The sequence below is a fragment of the Streptomyces sp. NPDC127098 genome (genome assembly GCF_042722465.1).
GTDB classification, from domain to species: Bacteria; Actinomycetota; Actinomycetes; order Streptomycetales; family Streptomycetaceae; genus Streptomyces; species Streptomyces millisiae.
Map to the genome: position 1 here is coordinate 73,575 of NZ_JBHXFJ010000021.1, position 23,091 is coordinate 96,665.

Annotated in this window: 18 protein-coding genes; 11 read left to right on the forward strand and 7 right to left on the reverse strand. The window is 75.9% G+C overall.

Annotated elements, in window-relative coordinates:
- Positions 1-15: 15 nt before the first annotated feature.
- A complete protein-coding gene (locus tag ACFWI8_RS16060; RefSeq protein WP_387091073.1) occupies positions 16-663 on the reverse strand; it encodes a TetR family transcriptional regulator in 648 nt (215 codons plus the stop codon).
- A 101-nt stretch (positions 664-764) separates the two neighbouring features.
- On the opposite strand from ACFWI8_RS16060, the gene ACFWI8_RS16065 reads away from it, so the two are divergent.
- Both ACFWI8_RS16065 and ACFWI8_RS16070 read left to right on the forward strand, forming a co-directional pair.
- Positions 765-1,694 carry a zinc-binding dehydrogenase gene (locus ACFWI8_RS16065; protein ID WP_387091075.1) on the forward strand — a complete coding sequence of 310 codons (930 nt, stop codon included), beginning with the start codon at positions 765-767 and terminating at the stop codon, positions 1,692-1,694.
- Positions 1,695-1,698: 4 nt separating this feature from the next.
- Entirely contained in the window at positions 1,699-2,445 is a 747-nt protein-coding gene (locus ACFWI8_RS16070) for an MOSC domain-containing protein (protein WP_387091078.1), read from the forward strand.
- On the opposite strand, the gene hutI is transcribed toward ACFWI8_RS16070, so the two are convergent.
- From hutI to hutU, 4 genes are all read right to left on the reverse strand, one after another.
- Positions 2,373-3,587: an imidazolonepropionase gene (gene hutI, locus ACFWI8_RS16075; protein WP_387091080.1), complete on the reverse strand. Its 1,215-nt coding sequence runs from the start codon at positions 3,585-3,587 to the stop codon at positions 2,373-2,375. The two genes, ACFWI8_RS16070 and hutI, sit on opposite strands and share 73 nt — an antisense overlap.
- A gap of 626 nt (positions 3,588-4,213) precedes the next feature.
- Complete coding sequence (locus ACFWI8_RS16080; protein WP_387091083.1) at positions 4,214-5,566, reverse strand: formimidoylglutamate deiminase; 1,353 nt, start codon at positions 5,564-5,566, stop codon at positions 4,214-4,216.
- Positions 5,557-6,738 (reverse strand): allantoate amidohydrolase, encoded by a 1,182-nt coding sequence (locus ACFWI8_RS16085; RefSeq protein ID WP_387091158.1) that lies wholly within the window; start codon positions 6,736-6,738, stop codon positions 5,557-5,559. Before ACFWI8_RS16085 ends, ACFWI8_RS16080 begins: the two co-directional genes overlap by 10 nt.
- Positions 6,739-7,210: 472 nt before the next feature.
- Positions 7,211-8,908: a urocanate hydratase gene (hutU, locus tag ACFWI8_RS16090; protein WP_387091085.1), complete on the reverse strand. Its 1,698-nt coding sequence runs from the start codon at positions 8,906-8,908 to the stop codon at positions 7,211-7,213.
- Between the two features lie 131 nt (positions 8,909-9,039).
- Between hutU and ACFWI8_RS16095 the strand changes: the two genes are divergently transcribed.
- From ACFWI8_RS16095 to ACFWI8_RS16110, 4 genes are all read left to right on the forward strand, one after another.
- On the forward strand, positions 9,040-10,371 hold the full coding sequence (locus ACFWI8_RS16095; RefSeq protein WP_387091088.1) for a diaminopimelate decarboxylase: 1,332 nt from the start codon (positions 9,040-9,042) through the stop codon (positions 10,369-10,371).
- A 103-nt stretch (positions 10,372-10,474) separates the two neighbouring features.
- Positions 10,475-12,358: a serine/threonine-protein kinase gene (locus ACFWI8_RS16100; protein ID WP_387091090.1), complete on the forward strand. Its 1,884-nt coding sequence runs from the start codon at positions 10,475-10,477 to the stop codon at positions 12,356-12,358.
- Between the two features lie 102 nt (positions 12,359-12,460).
- On the forward strand, positions 12,461-14,341 hold the full coding sequence (locus tag ACFWI8_RS16105) for a serine/threonine-protein kinase (RefSeq protein WP_387091092.1): 1,881 nt from the start codon (positions 12,461-12,463) through the stop codon (positions 14,339-14,341).
- 37 nt (positions 14,342-14,378) lie between these two features.
- Positions 14,379-15,752: an FHA domain-containing protein gene (locus ACFWI8_RS16110; protein WP_387091095.1), complete on the forward strand. Its 1,374-nt coding sequence runs from the start codon at positions 14,379-14,381 to the stop codon at positions 15,750-15,752.
- Positions 15,753-15,787: 35 nt separating this feature from the next.
- On the opposite strand, the gene ACFWI8_RS16115 is transcribed toward ACFWI8_RS16110, so the two are convergent.
- A complete protein-coding gene (locus tag ACFWI8_RS16115; protein WP_387091098.1) occupies positions 15,788-16,648 on the reverse strand; it encodes a MurR/RpiR family transcriptional regulator in 861 nt (286 codons plus the stop codon).
- Positions 16,649-16,779: 131 nt separating this feature from the next.
- On the opposite strand from ACFWI8_RS16115, the gene ACFWI8_RS16120 reads away from it, so the two are divergent.
- Positions 16,780-17,229 carry a hypothetical protein gene (locus tag ACFWI8_RS16120; RefSeq protein ID WP_387091101.1) on the forward strand — a complete coding sequence of 150 codons (450 nt, stop codon included), beginning with the start codon at positions 16,780-16,782 and terminating at the stop codon, positions 17,227-17,229.
- A 278-nt stretch (positions 17,230-17,507) separates the two neighbouring features.
- Here the strand turns inward: ACFWI8_RS16120 and ACFWI8_RS16125 are convergent, their stop codons facing one another.
- Positions 17,508-18,890 carry a cystathionine beta-synthase gene (locus tag ACFWI8_RS16125; protein WP_387091104.1) on the reverse strand — a complete coding sequence of 461 codons (1,383 nt, stop codon included), beginning with the start codon at positions 18,888-18,890 and terminating at the stop codon, positions 17,508-17,510.
- Positions 18,891-19,027: 137 nt separating this feature from the next.
- Here ACFWI8_RS16125 and ACFWI8_RS16130 point away from each other — a divergent pair, with 137 nt between their 5' ends.
- The 4 genes from ACFWI8_RS16130 to ACFWI8_RS16145 all read left to right on the forward strand — a co-directional run bounded on the left by ACFWI8_RS16130 (position 19,028) and on the right by ACFWI8_RS16145 (position 22,960).
- A complete protein-coding gene (locus ACFWI8_RS16130) occupies positions 19,028-20,089 on the forward strand; it encodes an SGNH/GDSL hydrolase family protein (RefSeq protein ID WP_387091107.1) in 1,062 nt (353 codons plus the stop codon).
- A 144-nt stretch (positions 20,090-20,233) separates the two neighbouring features.
- Positions 20,234-21,454 (forward strand): acetyl-CoA C-acetyltransferase, encoded by a 1,221-nt coding sequence (locus ACFWI8_RS16135; RefSeq protein WP_387091110.1) that lies wholly within the window; start codon positions 20,234-20,236, stop codon positions 21,452-21,454.
- 241 nt (positions 21,455-21,695) lie between these two features.
- Entirely contained in the window at positions 21,696-22,619 is a 924-nt protein-coding gene (locus tag ACFWI8_RS16140) for a hypothetical protein (RefSeq protein ID WP_387091112.1), read from the forward strand.
- Between the two features lie 14 nt (positions 22,620-22,633).
- A complete protein-coding gene (locus tag ACFWI8_RS16145; RefSeq protein WP_387091114.1) occupies positions 22,634-22,960 on the forward strand; it encodes a hypothetical protein in 327 nt (108 codons plus the stop codon).
- Positions 22,961-23,091 lie beyond the last annotated feature (131 nt).

Consider the following 23,091-nt stretch of genomic DNA (forward strand, 5'->3'; position numbering starts at 1 on the left):
CGCCCCCGCCCGGTGTCAGCCGCGCTCGGTCACGAGGGCGACGACGCCGGGGAGGGCGGCGAAGGCTTCCCGCATGCGCGCGTAGAGCGCCTCCCGGTCGGCTCCGCCGGGGGCCGCGGCGGACGACGCCGCGGCCTCGGCGGACCACTGGTGCATGGCCCAGCGCCAGGCGGCGAGCATCAGTTCGAGCGTGAGGCGGATCCGCAGCTCGTCGCCCCGGCTCCGCCGCCCCGCCAGGGCCACCACCCGGTCCGTGACCTCCGCGCAGTGCCGCAGGCTGTGCGCCACCAGGGTCGGGGTGCGGTCGCACAGCGCCCTGCTGACCAGGAAGCGCCGCTCCCAGCCGTCGGCCATGCCGGCCACGGCAGTGAAGAGGACCTCCTCGAAACGCGGCAACGGCGACCCCTCGGCCGGCGGCGGCAGGCGCTCCATCTCGACGACGTACGCCGCCCACAGCTCCTTCTCCGGCGCCAGCGCGACATCCTCCTTGGAGGAGAAGTAGCGGAAGAAGGTCCGCTGGGAGACCTCGACGGCGGCCACCACCTCGTCGAGCGTGGCCTCACCGAAACCCCGCTCCGTGAACAGCCGCAGCGCCTCCTCGACCAGCGCGCGGCGCGTCCTGAGCTTCTTGCGCTCGCGAAGCGTCAGTCCCGTGTCCGTCACGCGGCGGAGTCTACCCGGGGCAGAACTGGCAGTCGGCGACAAATGTCAGTCGCCGGCATATGATCGCTTCGCAGTGTTCCCGACCGACGTGAGGAGCCGCCGTGCGCGCCTGGACCATCGACCACTCGACCCCCGGCCAGCTGTCCCTGACCGAGGTGCCGGACCCGGTGCCCGCCCCGCACCAGGCGCTGATCCGGGTGGCCGCCTTCTCTCTCAACTACGGCGAGGTGGTGCACGGCCTGCCCGGCGGCGCCGCCGGGTGGATCCCCGGCTGGGACGCCACCGGGGTCGTGGAGCGGGCGGCGGCCGACGGCTCGGGCCCCGCCGAGGGCACCCCGGTGGTGACACTCGCCGCGGACGGCGCGTGGGCCGAGCTGCGCGCCGTCGACGCCTCGGGCGTCGGCATCGCCCCCGAGGGCGCCGACCTCGGCGCCCTCAGCACCCTGCCGGTCGCCGCCGGCTCCGCGCTGCGCGGGCTGCACCGGATCGGGCCGTTGCTCGGCCGCCGGGTGCTGATCACCGGTGCCGGCGGCGGCGTCGGACGGTTCGCCCTCCAGCTCGCGTCGCGCGGCGGCGCGCACGTCATCGCCACCACCACCAACCCGGCCGGCGCCGAGACGCTGCGCTCGCTCGGCGCGGACGAGGTGGTGATCGGCGCGGAGGGCATCGCGGGCCTCGACGCCCCGGTGCACGGCGTGCTCGACATGGTGGGCGGCGACCACCGGGTCGCGGCGTTCCGCGCGCTCGCCCGGCACGGCACGCTGCTGACCATGGGGCACACCTCGGAGCAGCCCGAGACCTACGTGCCCGCCGACTTCGTCGGGGCGACCAACCGCTCCATCCAGAGCTTCTTCCTGCTCGAGGACCGCGAGGGCCTGGCCGCCGACCTCTCCTGGCTGTCCGGCCTGGTGGCCCGCGGCGAGCTCGACACCCAGATCGGCTGGCGCGGCGACTGGACCAGGGCGCGGGAGGCCACCGCGGCGCTGGCCGCCGGCGAGGTGCCGGGCAAGGCGGTGCTGGACATAGGGTGACGCCATGTCGAGCACCCGAAGACTCCACTCCGTCAACGTGGGCCGGGCGAGCCGGACCGCGAGGACCGACGCGCCGGGCGGCCTGACCGGCATCGACAAGCGACCGACCGGCGGCCCCGTGCTGGTGACGGCCCCGGGGCCCAAGGGCGTCGGCGGCGGCGGCCTCGCCGGGGACGCGGTGTGCGACCGGCGCCACCACGGCGGCGACGACCAGGCGGTCTACGCGTACGCGCGGGAGGACCTCGACCGCTGGGCCGAGCAGCTCGGTCGCGACCTCGACGCCGGCGTGTTCGGCGAGAACCTGACGACGCTCGGGATCGACGTCAGCGACGTGCGGATCGGCGAACGGTGGCGGGTGGGCGACGAGTTGGTGCTGGAGGCGACTTCGGCGCGGATCCCGTGCGCCACCTTCGCCGACTGGCTCGGCGAGCGCGGCTGGGTGAAGCGCTTCACCGCCGAGGCCACGCCCGGCGCCTACTTCCGGGTCATCACCCCGGGCCTGATCAGCCCCGGCGACCCGATCGAGGTGCTGCACCGGCCGGAGCACGAGGTGTCCGTGGCGTTCCTCTTCCGGGCCAGGACGACGGCGCCCGAACTGCGGCCCCGGGTGCTCGCGGCCGGCGAGGCGCTGCACGCCGACGAGCTGGCGCGGGCCAGGGCCTGGGCGGCGCAGGCGGTTCAGCCGGCCGCGCCGACCTCCGGTTCACCCGACCGCCAGACCTCCGCGACCAACGGGACGCCCGGACGATAGGCGAGGTGCACGGGGGACGGCGCGTCGAGCACCACCAGGTCGGCGCGCGCCCCCGGCGTGAGCCGACCGACGTCCGTCCGCGCGAGCGCGGCCGCGCCGCCCGCGGTGGCCGACCACAGGGCCTCGTCGGGGGTCATGCCCATCTCGCGGACCGCGAGGGCCACGCAGAACGGCATCGAACTGGTGAAGCTGGACCCCGGGTTGCAGTCGGTGGCGAGCGCCACGACGACGCCGGCGGCCAGCAACCGGCGGGCGTCCGGGTAGGGCGAGCGGGTGGAGAACTCGCAGCCGGGGAGCAGGGTTGCCACCGTTTGCCCCTCGCTTTCGGCCAGCGCGTCGACGTCGGCGTCCGTGAGGTGCGTGCAGTGGTCGGCCGACCGCGCGCCCAGCTCGACGGCCAGCCTGACGCCCGGTCCGGCCGTCAACTGGTTGGCGTGCACCCGGAGTTCAAGGCCGCGCCGGCGCCCAGCGGTGAGGATGGCCCGGGCCTGGTCGGCATCGAAGGCACCGCGCTCGCAGAACACGTCGATCCACCGGGCGTGCGGGGCACAGGCGTCCAGCATCGGCCCGGTGACCAGCGCGACGTACTCCTCGGGCGAGTCGGCGTACTCGGGCGGCACCACGTGCGCGCCGAGGTAGGTGACCTCCTGGAGCTGGGCGCGCGCGACGCGCAGCGCGCGGGCCTCCAACTCCACGGTCAGCCCGTACCCGGACTTGGTCTCCACGGTCGTGGTGCCCTGCCGTGTCATCTCCCGCAGGTGGGCGGCGAGCCGGGCGGTCAGCTCGGCGTCGCTCGCCTCACGGGTGGCGGCCACCGTGGTGCGGATGCCGCCGGCGGTGTAGGGCCGCCCCGACATCCGGGCGTTGAACTCCTCGGTGCGGTCCCCGGCGTACAGCAGGTGCGAGTGCGAGTCGACGAACCCGGGGATCACGGCCCGACCGCCCACGTCGTGCCGCCGGTCGGCGTCCGGGGCCCGGCGCGCGGGACCGACCCAGACGACGCGTCCCTCCTCGACGACGAGCGCCGCGTCCCGCACCACCCCCAGCGGCCCGGGGCCGAGCGCGGGATCGTTGGTGACCAGCGCGCCGATGCCGGTGACGACGACGGGTCCCCTCCGGGACGGGCTCAGCGGTTCCGACACGGTGTGGTGCCTCCTCCTCCGGAGGGGTGAGCGGACAAAGGCCGCGCCTGCGGCGCGGGCCGGCCGCTGCGCGGCCGAAGGCGCGCAGCCGCCACGCGGCGGCAAGGCCGTGGCGTGCCGCCGGCCACCCAGCCCGTCGGCGCCGCCCGGCGATCGCGGACTTGCGCCTGCGGCGCGGGCCGGCCGCGGCTCGGCCGCGGAGCGGCGAAGCCGGCCAGCCGGTAGGGGCGAGCGGACAAGAGCCGCGCCTGCGGCGCCGGCCGCCGCGCGCCGGCAAGGCCGTGGCTCGGCCACGGAGCGGCGGGACGGCGAAGCCGGCGCGGGTAGCGGCGGGCACCGCCGATCTGCGTGAGACACCAGCCACCCGACGGGCCGCCAACCACCGGCACACCCGGGCCAAGCGGCGACCGCCACGGGCCCAGGGCCCCGCCAGGCAGCGGCGAGGCGGCGAAGCCGCGAGGGCACGCAGCCGCCGCAGGCGCGGCGGGCCCCACGGGCCGGGGCTCGGCCGCGCAGCGGCGGGGCGGCGAAGCGGGCCCGTCGCTGCCGCCGGCCACCGCCGCCGAACGGCACGTAGCCGCCGCACGGCGGCATGGCGGCTCGGGCCGGCCGGCCAGGCCGCCGCGTCAGTGCTCGTCCCGGAGGACGGCGACGGCCGCGGTGAGGCGGCGGGGGATGTCATGGACGAGTTGGTGTTCGCCGTCGCGGACGATGTGGCGGCCGGCGACCACGGTGTGCCGCACGTCGGCGTTGGTGGCGGCGAAGATCGCGGCCTCCAGGGCCAGTCGGGGCGGCGGCCCCGCGGTACGGACCGTGTCGAGGGCGACCGTGGTCAGGTCGGCGAGCCAGCCCGGCTCGATGCGGCCGGCCTCCGGCCAGCCGAGGGCGGCGTGGCCGTGCTCGGCGGCGGACCGCAGGAGCTGGCCGGCCGTGAAGTGGCCGCGGGCGCGCGAGCGCAGCCGCTCGTCGAGCTCCAGGGCGCGCGCCTCCTCCAGCAGGTCGATCACGGCGTGGCTGTCGCTGCCCAGGCAGAGCGGGCTGCCGGCCGTCCGCAGCCGGGTGGTCGGGCCGATGCCGTCGGCGAGGTCGCGCTCGGTCGTCGGGCAGACGCAGACCCGCGTGTCGGAGCGGCCCAGGAGGTCGATGTCCTCGTCGGTGAGGTGGGTGGCGTGCACGGCGGTCGTGCCGGGGCCGAGCACGCCGTGGTCGGCGAGCAGCCGGGTGGGGGTGCGGCCGTGCGCGCGCAGGCAGTCCTCGTTCTCCGCCGGCTGCTCGGAGAGGTGGACGTGGAGCGGGGCGCGCCGCTGGGTGGCCCAGCCGGCCACGGTGGCCAGCGCCTCGGCCGGCACGGCCCGCACGGAGTGGATCGCCGCGCCGATCCGGGCGTGGGCCGTGGGGCGCAGGGCGTCGACGCGCTCCGCCCAGCGCTCGGCGGTCCCGTCGGAGAACCGCCGCTGCCGTGGGGTGGCCGGCTCGCCGAAGCCGGCCGCCAGGTAGCAGGCGTCGAGCAGGGTGATCCGGACGCCGGCCTCGGCGGCGGCCGCGATCAGTGCCTCGCCCATGGCGTTGGGGTCGCGGTAGGGCGTGCCGTCGGGCGCGTGGTGCACGTAGTGGAACTCGCCGACGCAGGTGATCCCGGCCAGCGCCATCTCGGCGTAGACGGCGGTCGCGAGGGCGAGGTAGTTCTCCGGGGTGAGCCGGGCGGCCAGGTCGTACATGCCGTTGCGCCACGTCCAGAAGGTGCCGCCGCCGATCTGCGCCGCGCCACGCAGCGCCCGGTGGAAGGCGTGGCTGTGCGCGTTGGCGAGGCCCGGGATCGTGAGGCCGCGCAGGTCGACGGCGCCGATCGGCGGCTCGTCGACGCCGGGGCGCACGGAGGTGATGTGGCCGGTGTCGGCGGTGGCGATGACCACGCCGGGCTCGACGGTGCCGTTGAGCCAGGCGTGTTCCGCCCAGTAGAGCTGTGCGGTCAGGGACACACCAGGTCCTCCAGTACGTCGGTCAGCGCGGCGACACCGGCACGGCAGTCGTCCTCGCCGGCGTGCTCGGCGGGTGCGTGGGACACCCCGGTGGGATTGCGTACGTACAGCATGGCGGTGGGCACGGCCGCCGACAGGATTCCCGCGTCGTGTCCCGCGCCGGTGGGCAGCACGGGTGCGCCGCCGAGGCGTGCGGCGGCGCGTTCGCGCAGCGCCGGGTCGAAGGCGACGGCCGCCGTGTGGGACTCGCGGGTGACGGTGACGGTCACCCCGTCCCTGGCGCCGCGCTCGGCGGCGGTGCGCTCGATGCCGGCGACGAGCTCGTCGAGCGTGCCGGCGTCCGCGGCGCGGGAGTCGAGCCAGCCGCTGACCAGCGAGGGCACGGCGTTCACCCCGTTGGGCTCGACGGCGACCCGGCCGAAGGTGGCGAGCGCGCCGGCCAGCCTGGCGCGCTTGCGGGCGGCCAGCACGGTGTGGGCGTAGGTGAGCATCGGGTCGCGCCGGTCGGCCAGGCGGGTGGTGCCGGCGTGGTTGCCCTCGCCCGCGAAGTCGAACCGCCAGCGGCCGTGCGGCCAGATCACCGAGCCCACGCCGACCGGCCGGCCGAGGTCGGCCAGGGCCCTGCCCTGCTCGATGTGGCACTCGACGAAGGCGCCCACCCGGGCCAGCCGCTCGGGATCCGGGCCGATGGCGGCCGGGTCGTGTCCCGCCCGCTCCATGGCGGCGGCCAGCGTGACGCCGTCGGCGTCGCGCAGCGACCTGGCGCGCTCGGGGTCGAGGAGCCCGCAGGCCAGCCGGGAGCCGACGCAGGCCACGCCGAACCTGGCGCCCTCCTCGTCGGCGAACGCGACGACGGCGAGCGGCCGGCGCGGCGTCACTCCCCTGGCCCGCAGCCCGTCGAGGGCGGCGAAGCCGGAGACCACGCCGAGCGGACCGTCGAAGGCACCGCCGCCGGGCACCGAGTCGAGGTGGGAGCCGGTGACGACGGCGTCGCCGCGGTCCTGGTCGCCGAGCCAGGCCCACTCGTTGCCGTTGCGGTCCACCTCGTGGGCCAGCCCACGGGCCGCGGCCTGCGCCCGGAACCAGGCCCGCAGCTCGGCGTCGACCGACGTCCACGCGAACCGCCGGTAGCCTCCGGCGGTTTGGCCGACGGGGCGCAGCTCGTCCCACATCTCCCGGAAGTCCCGCGCCCGCCAGGCCGCGGGCCAGGGTTCCGCCCCGCCGGGCACATGCCCGGCGTTCCGCCCGGCGCTCACCGGGCTCCGCCCGGGGACGTAGCCGAGCCCGCCAGCCAGGGCCTCGCCGTTGGCCTGCCGATCGCCGGCGGGGCGGCCCGGTCCGGGCGCCGCGCGGAGCGTCGGTCGCCGAGCCCGCCCGGCCAGGGCCCCGCACCGGCCGCCGGCGAGACGCGCTCGGCGCGCGACGCGGGCCCCCGCCGCGAACCGGCCTCGCGGCCGGCGTCACGCCCGGCACTCAGCGGGCCTCGCCCGACGTCGCTTCGCCCCGGAACCTCACCGTCAAGCCCGCCCGGCCAGGGCCCCGCACCGGCCGCCGGCGGCCGGCCGGTCGCCGGCAAGGCCCGCTCGTGCGACGCCGGCCGGCGATCCGCTCCGACCGGGGCCCGCCCCGGCTGCCGCCCGCCGCTCACCGGTCGCCGCCCGCAGCGTCGTCGCCGAGGCCGCCCGGTCCAGGGCTCCGCATGGGGACGCGGACGCCGCGTTCGGCGGCGACGCGCTCGGCCTCCGGGTAGCCGGCGTCCACGTGGCGGATGACGCCCGTGCCGGGGTCGTTGGTCAGCACCCGGCGGATCTTCTCGCCGGCCAGGGCCGTGCCGTCCGCCACCGTGACCTGGCCGGCGTGCAGCGAGCGGCCGATGCCCACGCCGCCGCCGTGGTGGATGGAGACCCAGGAGGCGCCGGAGGCGACGTTGACCATGGCGTTGAGCAGCGGCCAGTCGGCGATGGCGTCCGAGCCGTCCCGCATGCCCTCGGTCTCCCGGTAGGGCGAGGCGACGGAGCCGCAGTCCAGGTGGTCGCGGCCGATGACGACCGGCGCCGCGAGCTCGCCCGCGGCGACCATGTCGTTGAACCGCTCGCCGGCCAGCTCGCGCTCCCCGTAGCCGAGCCAGCAGATCCGGGCCGGCAGCCCCTGGAACCGGACGCGCTCGCCGGCCAGTGTGATCCAGCGGCGCAGCGGCTCGTTGTCCGGGAAGAGTTCGAGGACGGCCCGGTCGGTGGCCGCGATGTCGCGCGGGTCGCCGCTGAGCGCCGCCCAGCGGAACGGGCCCTTGCCCTCGCAGAACAGCGGCCTGATGTAGGCGGGCACGAAGCCGGGGAAGTCGAAGGCGCGCCGGTAGCCGGCGAGGCGGGCCTCGCCGCGGATGGAGTTGCCGTAGTCGAACACCTCGGCGCCGGCGTCCTGGAAGCCGACCATGGCCTCGACGTGCCGGGCCATCGACTCGCGCGCCCGGCGGGTGAACTCCTCGGGCCGCTCGGCGGCGAGGGCGGCCATGTCGGGGAAGTCCACGCCGAGCGGCAGGTAGGCCAGCGGGTCGTGGGCGCTGGTCTGGTCGGTGACCACGTCGACCGGGGCGCCCATGGCCAGCAGCCTCGGCACCACCTCGGCCGCGTTGCCGAGCACCCCGACGGACAGCGGCCGCCGCTCGCTCGCGGCCCGCTCGGCGAGGGTCAGCGCCTCGTCGAGCGAGTCGGCGGCGACGTCGAGGTAGCCGTGTTCGATGCGGCGGGCGATGGCGCGCGGGTCGCAGTCGACGCACAGCGCCACGCCGCCGTTCATCGTCACGGCCAGCGGCTGGGCGCCGCCCATCCCGCCGAGGCCGGCGGTCAGCGTGACCGTGCCGGCGAGCGAGCCGCCGAACCGCTTGTCGGCGACGGCGGCGAAGGTCTCGTAGGTGCCCTGGAGGATGCCCTGGGTGCCGATGTAGATCCAGGAGCCGGCCGTCATCTGGCCGTACATGGTCAGGCCCAGCGCCTCGAGACGGCGGAACTCCTCCCAGGTGGCCCAGTCGCCCACCAGGTTGGAGTTGGCGATCAGCACGCGCGGCGCCCACTCGTGGGTGGTCAGCACGCCGACCGGGCGGCCCGACTGGACCAGCATCGTCTCGTCGGGGCCGAGGTCGCGCAGCGTGGCGACCATCGCGTCGAAGGAGCGCCAGTCGCGGGCGGCCTTGCCCGAGCCGCCGTAGACCACGAGGTGCTCGGGGTGCTCGGCCACCTCGGGGTCGAGGTTGTTCCGAAGCATCCGCAGGGCCGCCTCCTGCGGCCAGCCCCTGGCGGTCAGCTCACCGCCGCGCGGCGCTCTCACGGTCCTGGGTCCTGCCATGGCCTGCCTCCCCGGCACGACGGTGCTGCGACGACGACGGTGACGATCGCCATTCACAGCTTCCCGACTTTGAATAATTTCAGTCAACGACCACTCCACGATCCGCGGGGAAACCGTGCTTCGCTGTGAGAATGGTCGTTCCTTCCGACAATCCGTCCGGTGTCGCCGCCCGGCGCGAGCTGGCCATCCGGGCGGCGCTCGACCGCCGCCCGCTCACCGACGAGCAGCCACTCGCCGCCCTGCTCGACCTCGACGGCGTCCAGCGAACCGCCGGCGCACTCCATGCTGCCTTCGACGCGGTCGCCGCGCCCGGTCAGCGCGTGCTGCACACCCTGGCCGTCAAGGCCTGCTCCCTCGTCCCGGTGCTGCGGCTGCTCGACGGCCTGGGCGTCGGCTGCGAGGTGGCGAGCCCCGGCGAGCTGGCCCTCGCCCGGGCCGCCGGCGTCGCCGCCGACCGCGTCGTCCTCGACTCGCCGGCCAAGACCCCGACCGAGCTCCGCCAGGCCCTGGCCCTCGGCGTCGCCCTCAACGCCGACAACCCCCAGGAGCTCGACCGCCTCGACGCGCTGCGCGCCGAGGCGCCCGGCCACGGCCCGCTCGGCCTGCGCGTCAACCCGCAGCTCGGCGGCGGCTCCATCGACGCCATGAGCACCGCCACCGCCACCAGCAAGTTCGGCGTGGCGCTGCGCGACGAGGGGGCGCGGGAGTGGGTGCTGCGCGCCTTCCGCGACCGGCCGTGGCTCACCCGGCTGCACTGCCACGTCGGCTCCCAGGGCGTCCCCCTCGACCGGATGGCCGCCGGGGTGCGCGAGACCTACCAGCTCGCCGAGGAGATCAACGCCGCCGCCGGCCGGGCCCAGGTCGACACCATCGACATCGGCGGCGGCCTCCCCGTCAACTTCGCCTCCGACGCCGTCGACCCCACCTTCCACGACTACGCCACGCTGCTGCGCCGCACGGTCCCCGGCCTGTTCGACGGCCGCTACGGCCTGGTCACCGAGTTCGGCCGGGCGCTGCTCGCCAAGTCGGGCCTGATCCTGGCCCGCGTCGAGTACACGAAGTCCGCCGGCGGCCGCCCGATCGCCATCACCCACGCGGGCGCCCAGGTCGCGGTCCGCACCGCGTTCGTCCCCGAGTCCTGGCCGCTGCGGATCGCCGTCCATGACGCGACCGGCATCCCCAGGGTCGGCCCCCGCGTCCGCCAGGACGTGGCGGGCCCCTGCTGCTTCGCCGGCGACCTCACCGCCCGCGACCGCCTCCTGCCCCGCCTCGTCCCGGGCGACGTCGTCGCCCTCCTGGACACCGGCGCCTACTACTTCTCCACCCCGTTCGCCTACAACGCCCTGCCCAGGCCCGCCGTCCACGGCTACTCCGTCGCCGACGACGGCTCCGTCTCGTTCACCACGCTCCGCCACGCACAGTCGCTCCAGGAGCTGCTGGCCGAGTTCGGCGGCGGCCTGTGAGGCACGCCGCCGGCTGACGCTCGGGAGGGGTCCCGGGCGGTGTGGGGTGGAATCGGGCGCCCGAACGACCGTCAACCACGCGATCACCAGGAGCGGCGCCGAGATGGAGCAGCTGACGCCCAAGGACCCCGACCGGATCGGCCCCTACCGGCTGCTCGGCAGACTCGGCGAGGGCGGCATGGGCACCGTGTACCTGGGGCGGTCGGCACGCGGCCGGACGGTCGCCGTGAAGACGATCCTGGCCAGCCTGGCCGGCGACCCCGAGTTCCGCCGCCGCTTCGACCGGGAGATCGCCGCCGCCCGGCGAGTGGGCGGCGAGTGGACGGCGCCGGTGCTCGACGCCGACACCGGCGCCGAGAGCCCGTGGGTCGCGACCGCGTACCTCCCCGGGCCCTCCCTGTTCCAGGTGGTCGGCGAGCACGGCACCCTCCCCGTGCCCGCCGCGCTGCTCCTCGCCGGCGGCATGGCCAGGGCGCTGAGCGCGGTGCACGCCGCGGGCGTGCTGCACCGGGACCTCAAGCCGTCCAACGTGCTGCTGACCTTCGACGGCCCCCGGGTCATCGACTTCGGCATCGCGCGGGCGCTCGACCCGGCGCCCGGCGACCGGATCACCCGCACCGGGACCGTCGTGGGCTCACCGGGCTTCATGTCGCCGGAGCAGGTGGACGGCGGCCGACTCACCCCGGCCAGCGACGTGTTCGGCCTCGGCTCGCTGCTGACCTACGCCGTCACCGGCCGCACCCCGTTCGGCGCGCTCGACACCTCGCCGCACCTCCTCACCTACCGCATCGCCCACGAGCCCCCCGAACTCGACCGCGTCCCCGACGAGTTGCGCGAGCTGATCGGCGGCTGCCTGGCCAGGGACCCGGCCTCGCGGACGCCGTTGGCCGAGCTGCTGCGCCAACCGGCGCCCGACGGGCGGCCCTGGCTGCCGCCCGAGGTCGTGCAGCGGATCGGGCGGACGGCCCAGGCGCTGCTGACGCTCGAACACAGCCAGCCGACCCGGCCGCTGGCGCTCGCGCCCCCGAAGTCCGCCGAGCCCGACGCCCCCGACGCCGTCCCCACGGCCGTCCTTCCCCTGCCACCACCGCCGTCCGCTCCCCCGGCCACGGCGCCGGCCGCACGGCGCGGACGCCGGTGGCTGCTCCTCGCGCTGGCCGGCACCGCCCTGGCGGCGACGCTCGGCCTGGGCACCGTGGTAGCGCTCGCCGGCGACGACGGCCCGGACGACGACGGCGCCGCCCGGACGCCGGAGTCCACCCCCACGACGCCGGCCGGACCCGCCGCCCTCGCGGAGGGCTATCTCGGCGCCTGGCAGGGCGAGTACGGCACCGAGGGCGAGCCGGGATGGAAGTCCCTGTGGCTGGAGATCGGGCAGGCGAGCGCCGGCGAGAGCCTGGGCCGGGCGGTCGTCACCTACCTGGACTCGATGTGCGTCTACGACATCCGCCTCGAGTCGCTGCACGAGGACCGGCTCGACTACACGGAGGTCGCGGAGCGCAGCGTGCCCGAGAGCGAGGCGGCCGAGAACTGCCGGGCGGACGGCGTCGTCAGGTCGCTGAGCCTGCTCCCGGACGGCGACCTGCGGTGGAGCGGCGGCGGCCAGGAGACCTCCCTGGGGCGCGCCACCACCGGCGGGGCGGGCGCCGTACCCGCCGACCTGGTGCGGTCCTGGCGCGACGCGTACACCACAGAAGAGGGCGGGGAGGGCCTCGACGAGGTCACCATCGAGCAGGGCGCGGTCGGCGACACCGTGTGGCGGTGGACGTGGCGGCTCGACGACCAGACCTGCGTGACCGAGAACCAGCTGGCGGCGGTGCGCGGCGACGAACTGCTGCTCTCGCCCGACCTCCTCGTCGCCGAGGAGAGCGACGACTCCTGCGCCGCGCAGGACAGTTCGTGGGTGCGGACCGGCCCCGACGGCACCCTCTACATCCGCTGGACCAGCGGCCCCGACGACGAGCCCTATCCCGTGGAGAACGACTGAGCCCGTCACGGACCGATCCCCGGGACCTGCCGCGCGCCCACCCCGCCGTGCAGTATCGTCACGCCACGCGACGGGTCGCATGCGGAACGGGGGCGGGCCTCGGTGGAACACGACGGCGGGCACGTGGTCAGGGTCGTCGGCGGGCGGTACCGGCTCGTCGAGGGGCCGCTCAGGGGCGGCATGGGCGAGGTCTGGCGGGGCGTCGACGAGACGCTCGGGCGCACCGTGGCCCTCAAGCGGGCCCAGGAGCCGACCGATCCGGCGTCCCCCGACCCCCTGCGGCAGCTGCGGCGCGAGGCCGAGATCCTGGCCAGGCTCGAACACCCGCACGTGGTCACGCTCTACGCGGTGGAACCGGACACCGAGGCGGACGCGGCCGAGCCCTCGCGGGCCCCCGTCCACTGGCTCGTCATGGAGTGGGTGTCGGGCGGCAACCTGGCCGAGCGGCTGGCCGAGGCCGAGGACGGTCGGCTCCCCTGGCCGGAGGCCGCCGAGCTCGGCGTCCAGCTCGCCCGCGGCCTGGCGGCCGTGCACGGCAAGCGTGTCACGCACGGCGACATCAAGCCCGAGAACGTGATGATCGGCGACGCCGGGATCGCCAAGATCGCCGACTTCGGCACCGCCATCCAACGGGACGGCCAGGCCATCACCCGGCGCCCCTCCTGTCACACGCCGGAGTACGCGGCGCCCGAGGTCGTCGGCGGGGCGCGGGCGTTACCGGCCTCGGACGTCTTCTCGCTCGGCGCCACGCTGCACAAGCTGGCCACCGGGCGGACGCCGTACGGCGACGCGGACGAGGCCCCGACCGACTGGCGTGCCCGGCGCGGCTTCGTGCGGGTCGGAAGCCGGGAGGAGCTCGGCCCGCTCGCCGGGCCCGTCGCGGCCATGCTGCGCCACGACCCCGCCGCCCGGCCGAGCGCGGCGCAGGCCCAGCGGACGCTGGAGCGGCTCCTGCGTCGGCCCGGCCTCCGGCCACCCCGCTGGCGCACGGTCGCGGCGACCCTGGGCATCGCCGCCCTGATCCCGCTCGGCCCACCGGTCTGGGACTGGTTGCGGAGCGACCCGCCGGCGCCGGATCCGGCGCTCGACCAGCGCGACTGGCGGGCGCTCTTCGGCGACCAGCGCACCGCCGACCCGTGCTCGCTCATCGACATCGAGCCGTTCGAGAGCTACGGCGAGACCGACCTGGACCGGGCCTACGGCGCCCTGGAGCGCTGCGACCTGCTCATCCAGCCGCCGGGCGACGCCTCGGTCGACCTGTCGGTGATGTTCGAGGAGGAGCCGCCGGAGCAGGGCGTCGCCACCGCGCGCGAGATCGGCGGGGTCGGGGTCATGGAGGTGGAGGCGGGCCGCGACTTCTGCGTGCGGCAGCTGGCCGGGCCGGGCGCCGCCGAGGGCCCGATGGTGGAGATCGTCGCGGAGTACGAGCACGAGGACGGCGTGGCGCCGCTGTGCGAACTCGCCGACGTGGCCGTGGACACGGCCGCGGGCGCGCTCAACGCCGCGCTCGACGCCGACGGCGAACTGCCGCGCCGCCTCCTGCCCGAGAACTCGCTGGCCCGTCTCGACGCCTGCACGCTGGTCGACGAGCGGAGGCTGTCCGCGGCCGTGCCCGGCGTGGACGCGCTCGACCCCAGGACCGGCTGGGGCCGCTGGGACTGTGAGTGGCGCAGCACCACCCAGGACCTCCGGCTCAGGCTGCGGTTCGACCAGAACCGCCCGCTCACGGGCGGGGACGGCGCGCCCACCAGGCTCGGCGACCGGCTGGCCTTCGTCACCCCGGAGGGCGAGGGCGCCGGCACCTGCCTGGTCCGGGTCGAGCACCGCTCCTTCACCGGCAACGGCGGCCACCCCAAGCTGGAGCTCCTGCACCTGGCCGTGGCCGGCGGCGAACCCGTCGACCAGCTGTGCGAACGGGCCACCACGGCCGCCGCGGCGGCCGCGTCCCTGAGCGGCGGGAGGGGTCCCGCCGCCCACGAGTGATGCTGCCGGGCCGTACCGAGCAGAGGAGAAGAGCGCGATGACGCCGTTCCGCAGCCCACGTGCCTCCCGCGCCGCCACGCCGCCCGCCGCGCGGCCGACCCTCGCCCGCGGCGTGCCGCACCGACCGTCCCGGCCGCCGCGCACGCTGCACGCGAGCTCGACGCAGGGCACGCTGTGGGTGCCGCCGGAGCCGGAGCGCGTCGTCCGCTTCGGGCGCAACACCCCGAAGGACGACCCGGAGGTCCACCTGACCGTCGGCGGCCAGGACCAGTCGGTCAGCCGCCGACACGGCGAGCTGACCTTCCGGGACAACCTGTGGTGGCTGCGGAACATCGGCCAACAACTGGTGCGCCTGCCGCGCGGGCTGATGCTGCACCACACCTCGGAGCCGGTGCCGCTGGCCGGCGGCTACACGCCACTCTTCGTGAAGGGCTCGGGCGGCCGTGAGCACCTGGTCGAGCTGTTCGTGACCGACCACGAGCGGCCCGAGCCGCGCTCCACCCCCGGCGCGCCGACCGTGCCGCCCAAGCGGTGGGAGCTCACCCCCGAGGAACGACTGGTCGCCGTCGTGCTCGGCCAGAGCTACCTGCGCTACGAGCCAGACCCCCGCCCGGTGACCTACCGCGAGGCCAACGCCCAACTCAGGCACCTGCGCCCGGAGGACGGCTGGACGGCACGCAAGGTCGAACGCCGGGCCGGCGAACTCCGCCACCGCCTCCACGCCGCCGGCTTCCCCCCGACCGTGGTCCGCGAGGAGGGCGGCCCCCTACGACGCCCACCTCCTCCACAACCTCCTGAAGGGCCTCGTCGAAACCACCAGCCTGGTCCCCCCGGACCTCACCCTCCTGGACGAATGGCCGCCGGAGGCGGCCGAATAACGCCGGTGCGCTACGCCCGCGAGGCGGGCGGACAAGCGGCCCGGCCTGCGGCCGGCAGGCCGCCACGGCGGCACAGCCGCCAACGCGCCGCGCGTCGCGCGAGCGGCCCGCCGGCCGAACCGCAGCCGCCGCGCGAACCGCCTCGGCGAAGCGGCGTGCCCAGCGCGAGCGGCCTGCCGGCCGCAGGCCACCGCACCCCCGTCACCCCGACACAGCCGGGCGGCGCAGCCACCAACGCACCGCGCCAGCGGCCTGCCCGCCGCAGGCCACCGCACCCCCGTCACCCCAAACACAGCCGGGCGGCGCAGCCACCAACGCACCGCGCCAGCGGCCTGCCCGCCGCAGGCCACCGCACCCCCGTCACCCCGACACAGCCGGGCGGCGCAGCCACCAACGCACCGCGCACCGCGCCAGCGGCCTGCCGGCCGCAGGCCACCGCGGCGCAGCCGCGCCAACCACCGGCGGCGGCCGCGAGACCATCCGCCGGGCCGCCGCGGGCGTTGGCGGCGGAGCCGCCCGGCCGGGCCGGGTAGGGCGGCCACGCCCGTTCCGCGGACACGCCCGTTCGTCAGGTCAGGAAGAGGCCGCGTTCCGCGGCCCGCGTGTCGAAGGTGTCGAGTCGGGACTGGGCGTCCGGGAGGGCGTCGCACATCGCTTCGAGGACGGCGCGGCCCAGGAGGTTCGGCGCGCAGGCGGTGTCGAAGGAGAGGGCCGTGCTGACGGGGGCGGCCAGCAGCAGGTCGTCGGGGTGCGCCACGGGGGCGAGCGCGCTGTCGGTGACCGTGACCACCCGCAGGCCGGCCGCCCGCGCCGCGGCCAGCGCCTCGGCGACCTCGCGCGGGTAGCGCGGCAGCGCGAAGCACAGCAGCGCGCCGGCGCCCGCCGCGACCGCCGCGTCGAGGCGGTCGGCGAGCATCGAGCCGCCCTCGTCGAGCAGCCGCACGTCCGGGTGGACCTTGGCGGCGAAGTAGGCGAAGCCGGCCGCCTCGGCCGCCGCCGCCCGCAGGCCGAGCACCGGCAACGGCCGCGACGCGGCCAGCAGCCGGCCGGCCTCCTCGATCCGCGTGGGGTCGGCCAGTTCGGCGGCGAGCCGCCGCAGTCGCTCGATCTCGGCGAGCACCGCCCGCTGGTACACGTTCCCCCGCCGCGCGGCCGGCTCGCCGGCCTCCCGCACGCTCTCCCGCAGCCGCCGCCGCAGCGCCGGGTAGCCGTCGAAGCCGAGGGCGACCGCGAAGCGGGTGACCGACGGCTGGCTGACGCCGGCCAGTTCGGCCAGCTCCACGCTGGACAGGAACGGCGCCTCGTCGGCCCGCCTGAGCAGGCAGTGCGCGATCCGCCGCTGGGTCGGGGTCAGCCGGTGCCCCTCGAAGAGCCGCGACAGCTCGGCGCCCGCCCCACCCGTACCGCCCGGCTCGCTCTCCCGCCTCACGCGCGTCATCCTATGCAGTCACCCTGATCAGGAACCGTGGCCGACCCTGAGCCCGAGTGGGGGAAAGTACGGGCGGGAATGGGGGGCTAACCCCCCTGCGGGGCGGCGGCGCGCCCCCGTACCGTTGTGTCATGACCAGTGCCCGCGACCGCGAACTGCATGACGACGTCGACCTCAGGGGTGAGCTCGAGGCGGCGGTGCAGACCCGCAAGGAACTCGGCGAGGGATACGAGACGGAGCTCGTCGACTCGTTCCTCAGCAAGGTGGAGCAGCGTATCGACGCCACCGTGGACAAGCGGGTGCGGCGGCAGCTGGCCGAGCAGCAGATGGTGATCGCGCGGGGCGGGCGGCCGGCGGCGCCGCGGGTGGAGACCTCGGGGCCCGGCGTGGCGTTCGGGCTGGCCGCGCTCTCGTTGGTGCTGGCGATCCCGCTGTCGGCGATCGCGGCCGCCCAGGCCGGCGTCTCCGGGCTGATGCTGTGCTGGGGCGGCATCGTCGGCGTCAACGCCTGCTACGTGGCGCACGGCGCGCTGCGCCGCGAGGGCGGCGGGAAGCGCGAGCGCGACGAGGACTGGGCCTGAGAGGTGTGGTTGGCGGGGACCGCCGCACCCCGGTGTAGCCACCAGGGGCGGGACGACGGCGGTCCCCGCGGGGACACGGGCCGGGTCGGGGCCGCGTGTCCGGGCGACCAGGGAGGTCCGGGAGCCGCTCCGGAGGTCCTTGGTGCCGACACCCAGAACTCTGCCGGACGGGTGTTAACGACGCGTTGCCCGGCCGTGACACTTCGGGTTCTGTTGGTTGACCCGGCGAAAGCCGGCCGCTCGTCCGACCGAACCCCCGACCGAACCCCCGACCGAACTCAGCGCTCGGCGGCCAGGAAGGTGAGCAGGTCCTGCCGGCTGACCACGCCCGTCGGCTTGCCCTCGACCAGCACCACCGCGGCGTCGGCCTCCCGCAACACGCTCATCAGGTCGGACACCGGTTCGCCGGAGCCGACGTGTGGCAGCGGCGGGCTCAGGTGCTTCTCCAGCGGGTCGCCGAGCGCCGCCCGCCGCGCGAACAGCGCGTCGAGGAGCTCCCGTTCGACGACCGAGCCGACGATCTCGGCGGCCATCACGTCCGGGTGCCCGGCGCCCGGCTTGACCACCGGCATCTGCGAGACGCCGTACTCGCGCAGCACCTCGATGGCCTGACCGACCGTCTCGTCCGGGTGCATGTGGACCAGCGACGGCATGTCGCCCTCCTTGCCGCGCAGCACGTCCCCGACGCGCAGCGCGGGCTCGCCGCCCTCCAGGAAGCCGTAGTCGGCCATCCACTCGTCGTTGAAGATCTTGCTGAGGTAGCCGCGCCCGCCGTCCGGCAGCAGCACCACGACGACGTCGTCGGGGCCGAGCTTCCTGGCCGCCTCCAACGCCGCGACGACGGCCATCCCGCAGGAGCCGCCGACCAGCAGGCCCTCCTCGCGGGCGAGCCGCCTGGTCATCTGGAAGGAGTCCTTGTCGGAGACGGCGATGATCTCGTCGGCCACCTCGGGGTCGTAGGCGGACGGCCAGAAGTCCTCGCCGACGCCCTCGACCAGGTAGGGGCGGCCGGAACCGCCCGAGTAGACCGAGCCCTCGGGGTCGGCGCCGATGATCCTGACCCGGCCGCCGCTGACGTCCTTGAGGTAGCGGCCGGTGCCGGTGATGGTGCCGCCGGTGCCGACGCCGGCGACGAAGTGGGTGATCCGGCCCTCGGTCTGCTTCCACAGCTCGGGCCCGGTCGTCTCGTAGTGGGAGCGCGGGTTGTCCGGGTTGCTGTACTGGTCGGGCTTCCAGGCGCCGGGCGTCTCGCGCACCAGCCGGTCGGAGACGTTGTAGTACGAGTCGGGGTGCTCGGGGTCGACGGCGGTCGGGCAGACGACGACCTCGGCGCCGTAGGCGCGCAGCACGTTGATCTTGTCGGTGGAGACCTTGTCGGGGCAGACGAAGACGCAGCGGTAGCCCTTGCGTTGGGCGACGATGGCGAGCCCGACGCCGGTGTTTCCCGAGGTGGGCTCGACGATCACGCCGCCGGGCCGCAGGGCGCCCGAGTCCTCGGCGGCCTCGATCATCCGCAGCGCGATGCGGTCCTTGACCGAGCCGCCGGGGTTGAAGTACTCGACCTTGGCCAGGACGGTGGCCCTGATGCCGGCGGTCACTCGGCTGAGCTTCACCAACGGGGTGTTGCCGACAAGGTCGATCATCGACTCGTGATACTGCACCTGGGTCTCCGCATATCGGGCCGGTTCGGCGGCGGCTGATGTCCGCTCACCGGACATCACCCTATTGCGTTGCGCGGCCCGCCGCGCTGGGCACCACAAGTGTGGAGAGACGTGAGGCACGGATCCGGGAGGCGGCCATGTCACGGGCGAGAGTGGCACGCAGGATCGCGACCGCGGCCGCCTACGGCGGCGGTGGCATCAGTGTGCTGGGCGGCGCCGCGGCGGGGCTGCTGCTGACGGAGGTGCAGTACGCGCGGCGCCGGCTCGGCGCCGGCTGGGAGGACGAACCGCCGGTCTCCGACGGCCTGTACGGACTGGCGTTCGCCGACTCGCCGGGGGTGCCCTGGCGTCTCGCCATGCTGGGCGACTCGACGGCCGCCGGCTACGGGGTGCACCGCGCCGGGCAGACGCCGGGGGCGCTGCTCGCCTCGGGGCTCGCGGCCGTCTCCGAGCGGGCGGTGGAGCTGCACAACGTGGCGCTGACCGGGGCCAGGTCCTCCGACCTGGAGCGCCAGGTGTCGCTGCTGTTGACCGAGCCGGGGCGGGCGCCGGTGCCGGACGTCTGCGTGATCATGATCGGGGCCAACGACATCACCGGGCGGGTGACGCCGGCGCGTTCGGTGAAGTACCTGTCGGAGGCGGTGGCCAGGCTGCGCACCGCCGGCTGCCAGGTGATCGTCGGCACCTGCCCGGACCTGGGCTCGGTCGAGCCGGTGGCGCAGCCGCTGCGCTGGGTGGCCAGGCGCCTGTGCCACCAGCTGGCCGCGGCGCAGACCATCGCGGTGGTGGAGCTCGGGGGGCGCACGGTCTCGCTCGGCGCGCTGCTCGGTCCCGAGTTCGCGGCGCATCCACGGGAGCTCTTCGGGCCCGACCGCTACCACCCGTCGGCGCAGGGGTACGCGGCGGCGGCGATGGCGATCCTCCCGACGCTCTGCGACGCGCTCGGCGTCTGGCCGGCCGAGGAACCGGCCGAGGCGGCCCGCCGGGAGCGGCTGCTGCCGGTGGCGGACGCGGCGGCCAGCGCGGCCGCCGAGGAGGGCACCGAGGTGAGCGCCGCGGTCAGCGGCGGGCGGCGCATCCCGTGGGCGCTGGTCAAGCGGAGGCGGCGGCGCCAGATCGACCTGCCGGCGGACCGGTCCGAAGGACCTGGGCCGGACCCTCGCGACCCCGTCGACGCGGCCACGACCGGCAGCGCGTAACCGGCGGGGAGCCGAATCCCGCGCCCCGGCCGGCCTACCGGCCGGGCCGGCGGCCGGCGTGGGGATGACAGCATGGTCTACCTGTCGGTAACTTCGAGCGTGGGGCGCCCGTCCGCGCCCGCTCGCCCGCCGCCGGGAGGAACCATGCCGGAAGCCGTCATCGTCGCCGCCGCCCGCTCGCCCATCGGCCGGGCCTTCAAGGGCTCGCTCAAGGAGCTGCGCCCCGACGACCTGACCGCCACCATCGTCAGGACCGCGCTCGACCAGGTGCCGGAGCTCGACGCCGCCGACATCGACGACCTGCTGCTCGGCTGCGGCATGCCGGGCGGCGAGCAGGGCCACAACCTCGGCCGGGTGGTGACCGTCCAGCTCGGCCTCGACCGGCTGCCCGCCTGCACGGTCACCCGGTACTGCGCCTCCTCGCTGCAGACCACCAGGATGGCCTTCCACGCCATCAGGGCGGGCGAGGGCGAGGTCTTCGTCTCGGCCGGCGTGGAGATGGTCTCCCGCACCGTCAAGGGCTCGTCCGACGGCCTGCCCGACACCCGCAACCCGCTGTTCGCCGACGCCGAGACCCGCAGCGCGCGCCGGGCGGAGCGGGGCGGCGAGGGCTGGCACGACCCGCGCGAGGACGGGCTGCTGCCCGACGTCTACATCGCCATGGGCCAGACGGCCGAGAACCTGGCCCGGCTCAAGGGCGTGACCAGGCAGGAGATGGACGAGTTCGGGGTGCGCTCGCAGAACCTGGCCGAGAAGGCCCTCGCGGACGGCTTCTGGCAGCGCGAGATCACCCCCGTGACCACCCCCGACGGCACGCTGGTCGCGGCCGACGACGGCCCGCGGCCCGGCGTCACGATGGAGGGCGTGGCGGGCCTCAAGCCGGCGTTCCGGCCGGACGGCCTGGTCACCGCGGGCAACTGCTGTCCGCTCAACGACGGCGCCGCGGCGCTGGTCATCATGTCGGACCGCAAGGCGCGCGAGCTCGGCGTCACGCCGCTGGCCAGGATCGTCTCCACCGGCGTCTCGGCGCTCTCGCCGGAGATCATGGGGCTCGGCCCGGTGGAGGCCAGCCGACGCGCCCTGGCGCTGGCCGACCTGACGATCGACGACATCGATCTGGTCGAGATCAACGAGGCGTTCGCCGCCCAGGTCATCCCCTCCTACCGGGAGCTCGGCATCGACCTCGACCGACTCAACGTCAACGGCGGGGCGATCGCCGTCGGCCACCCCTTCGGCATGACCGGCGCCCGCATCACCGGCACCCTCATCAACTCGCTGCGCTGGCACGACAAGAGGCTCGGCCTGGAGACCATGTGCGTGGGCGGCGGCCAGGGGATGGCCATGGTGATCGAGCGCCTGAGCTGAACGCCGGTGGCGCGCCCGCCGGCCCGCGCGCCCCGGCTCTTTATAGGTGCGAGACCGAAGCGGACCCGGGATGTGATCCACGCCGGCTCCCCGCGAGAAGGGGCAGGTCAGTGGGGTGGCGAGAGGCGCGTTTCGGACCAAAGACCTGTCCAATTCGTGACGTTTTGCACTGCACCACGTGGCCGCGACCCGGAAACCTGAGATAAGAAGTCAGGACCAAGAGTCTTCTGGGAGCGAGTCCGTGAGCGCCATATCCGTGATCCTGCTGGTGGTCGCAGGCACCTGCGTCGCCTCCGTCGCCCTGGGCGCCCTGACGCTGCGCACCGCGCGCGCCACGCGCCGTGAGCTCGCCGCGCTGCGGGCGGAGCTGCTCGCGGCCCGCGGGCTGCCGGCCGCCAGGCCCGTGCCGCCGCCCGAGGAGATCCGCACGGCCGTCGCCGCCGCGCTCGCCGACGAGCGGGAGCGCGAGCTGGCCGAGGCCCGCGCCTACTGGGCCGAACAGGACGCCAGGGACAACGAGGGCCCCGGCGGGCTGCTCGCCGGCCGCGGCCTCGGCTACGAGGTCGCGGAGGCCGACGAGGAGCTGCTCGACGCCCTCCTCGAGCGCTATCTGCTCAGCGACTCCGGCTACCTCCCCGGCGCGCCGCGCGCCGCCCGCGAGGGCGCGTCGCTCATCCCCCGGCAGTCCGACGACGAGCCGGCGGAGAGCGAGGAGCAGCCCCTCGACCCGGCGGACGGGACGGAGGGCGGCGAGTCGGCCGAGCTGGCCGCCGCGCGGCGCCGGCACCCCTCGCACCCCGGCTTCACGCTCACCGGCGAGCCGCTGGAGCGCGGCGGCGACCGCTCCCCCCGGGACGAGCAGCGGCACACCGCCGACCGGCTGACCCGGCTCGCCGAGTCCGGCATCCCGCTGGCCGACGTCCGGCACGGCCCGATGGGCACGCTCGACGTGCTGCTCTTCGCGGACGGCACCACGCTCTGCCTCACCCCGAGCCACCAGGAGGCCGCCGAGCGGCTGGCCGAGGCGGTGCGGGCCGGCGAGGAACCGGTACTGATGGGCGGCTCGGGATTCTCCGGCGCCTACGCGCTGACCTTCTCCTGCGGCGCGGAGAGCGTCTACCTGCTGGCGGACCGGGTGGTCGCCTCCACCCACCGCACCGACTGAGGAACCGCGCCCGAGTGACACCACAGGATCTCCACGAGCTCTACGAGGCGGTCGACGCCGCCGCCGACCGGCTCCGCACCCTCCCCGAGAGCCGGCTGCGGCGCGGCGCCGCGGCCGAGGGGCTGACCCTCGCGAGCGAGCTCACCAGCCGCGCGCAGCGCCTCGAGGTGCCCTACGGCGCCCCGCGCCGGCTCCCCGAGGTCGGCATCTACGCCGTGGGCGACCAGGTGGCCGTCTGCGGCTACGACCTGGCCCGGGCCGTCACGGACGCCGGGGAGGACGACCCGGCCGCCCGGCAGGCGCTGGCCGAGGCGCTCGACCTGCTGAGGCGGTACGGCTGACCGCTGAGACACCGAGGGGCGCGGGGGGGCGGGGGGGGGGCCGGGCCCCCCCCCCCCCCCGGGGGGGGGGCCCGGGCGGGTGGGGGCCCCCCGCCGGCGCACCCCCGAGGTAAAGCCGCCCCGGGCCGGGG